This window comes from Salipiger sp. HF18 (assembly GCF_011806505.1).
Lineage (GTDB): Bacteria > Pseudomonadota > Alphaproteobacteria > Rhodobacterales > Rhodobacteraceae > Salipiger > Salipiger thiooxidans.
The window spans coordinates 1-1,843 of record NZ_JAATOS010000665.1 but is presented as its reverse complement, the minus strand read 5'-3'; the positions used below and the strand labels follow the sequence as shown (position 1 = coordinate 1,843).

Sequence of the window (1,843 nt, the reverse complement as noted above, 5' to 3'; positions counted from 1 at the left end):
GATCTCGCCGGGCGCGCCCTCGAGGATCAGGCTCGGTTGCAGCACGAAGAGGAACGGCAGCACGAAGAGGATGGCGCCGAGCCGCATCGCGGTCACCCCGGTGCGCATGGCCGGTGCCTTGGCGATCGACGAGGCCGCGACGGCGGCCATGGCCACGGGCGGCGTGATATAGGAGAGCATCGCCCAGTAGAGGATGAAGAGGTGGCTGGCCATCTGGCTGAAGCCGCCCTGCACCAGTGCGGGGGCAAGCACCACCGCAAGGAAGATGTAGCAGGCCGAGACCGTCATCCCCATGCCGAGGATGAAGCTCGTCAGTGCGCCGAAGACCAGCAGCAGGTACGGGTTGCCGCCGGCGTATTGCAGCAGCTCGCGGCTGAAGGCGTTGCCGACCCCGGTGATCGCCAGTGCGCCGACCACCATGCCGACCCCGGCGAGCACGCCCACCAGCATGCCGATGGTGGCGCCGGTCTCCATCACCATGTCGAGCAGGGGGCGGAGCATGTTGTCCTTGCGGGCCCGGAAGAGCGCGGTGAGGACCAGCAGCACGGCGGCGTAGAAGGTCGCCCTGGCCTCGGCATTGGGGGCCAGACGGATCGCCATCAGCACCGCGAGGCTGATCAGGTAGACCCAGCCCGAGCGCAGCACCTTCCAGACCTTCGGAAGCTGGTCGCGGGGCAGGCCCTTGAGCCCGTTGCGCGCGGCGTAGCAGTCGGTCTGGATCAGCAGCACGAGGTAGAAGAGCAGGGCGGGCACGGTGGCCGCGACCATGATCTCGGCGTAGGGCACGTTCATGAACGAGGCCATGACGAAGGCGACCGAGCCCATCACCGGCGGCATCAGCGCGCCCCCGGTCGAGGCGCAGCTTTCCACCGCGCCGGCATAGGCCGCCGGGTAGCCGCAGCGCTTCATGGTGGGGATGGTCATCGAGCCGGTGGAGATGACGTTCGAGATCACGCTGCCCGACAGCGAGCCGAAGAAGCCCGAGGACAGGATCGCGACCTTGGCCGGGCCGCCGCGGGCGTGGCCCATCAGCGCCGAGGCGAGGTCCATGAAGAAGGTGCCGCCGCCCGAGACGGTGAGCGCCACGCCGAACACGATGAAGCCGATGAGCAGGTCGGCGATCACCCGGATCGGGATGCCGATGATGCTCTCGACGCCGAGCGAGTGGCTCAGGACGGTTTCGGGCAGCGACATCTGCACGCCCCAGAGGAAGCCCGGCAGGTAGCCGGTATAAAGCGGGAAGGCCGCGAAGATGGCGCAGATGATGAAGAGCGGCAGCCCGGCGCAGCGGCGCACCGCCTCGAGCGAGAGCAGCACCAGCGCGCCGGCCTGCAGCACCACGGGCAGCGGCGCCTGGAATTCCCAGCCGCGGTTGAGGATCTCGTCGGTGTGGGCGGCGAAATACATGCAGACGCCGAAGGCCGCCGCCGCCAGCACCCAGTCGTACCAGCGCACCCGCTCCGTGTCGGCCTCGCGGGCGGGAGAGGTGAGGAACGCGACCGGCATGAAGAGCCCGACGATGATGTAGTAGTAGGACGTGCTGATCGGCCGGAACCCGAAGACCTGAAGGTTGAAGATCTGGTTGAGGATGATCGCAAGGCCGGCGCTGGACAGGACCAGCGTGGCGAACCACGCGGCGCCGGTCAGGCGTACGCCCTCACGGGCCCAGGGCTTGGGGTCGCCCACGCTCTCGATGGTGATTTCAGGCTGCATGCTGGAGGGGCTCCGGTCGTCAGGAAGCTGCGGGGCGGCCGCCGGTCGGGCAGGGGCCTGCGCCCGTGCCGGGGGTCGGAAGATCTGCCGGGGGAGCCGCGCCGCCGTTGCGCGAAGCGCGGGTCGGGCG

1 protein-coding gene is annotated in these 1,843 nt (G+C 69.1%); it reads right to left on the bottom strand.

The features are described from left to right. Positions 1–1,713 (bottom strand): TRAP transporter fused permease subunit (locus HC022_RS25620; RefSeq protein WP_254885271.1); only part of this gene is annotated, 1,713 nt, incomplete at its 3' end. Between the last annotated feature and the right edge of the window lie 130 nt (positions 1,714–1,843).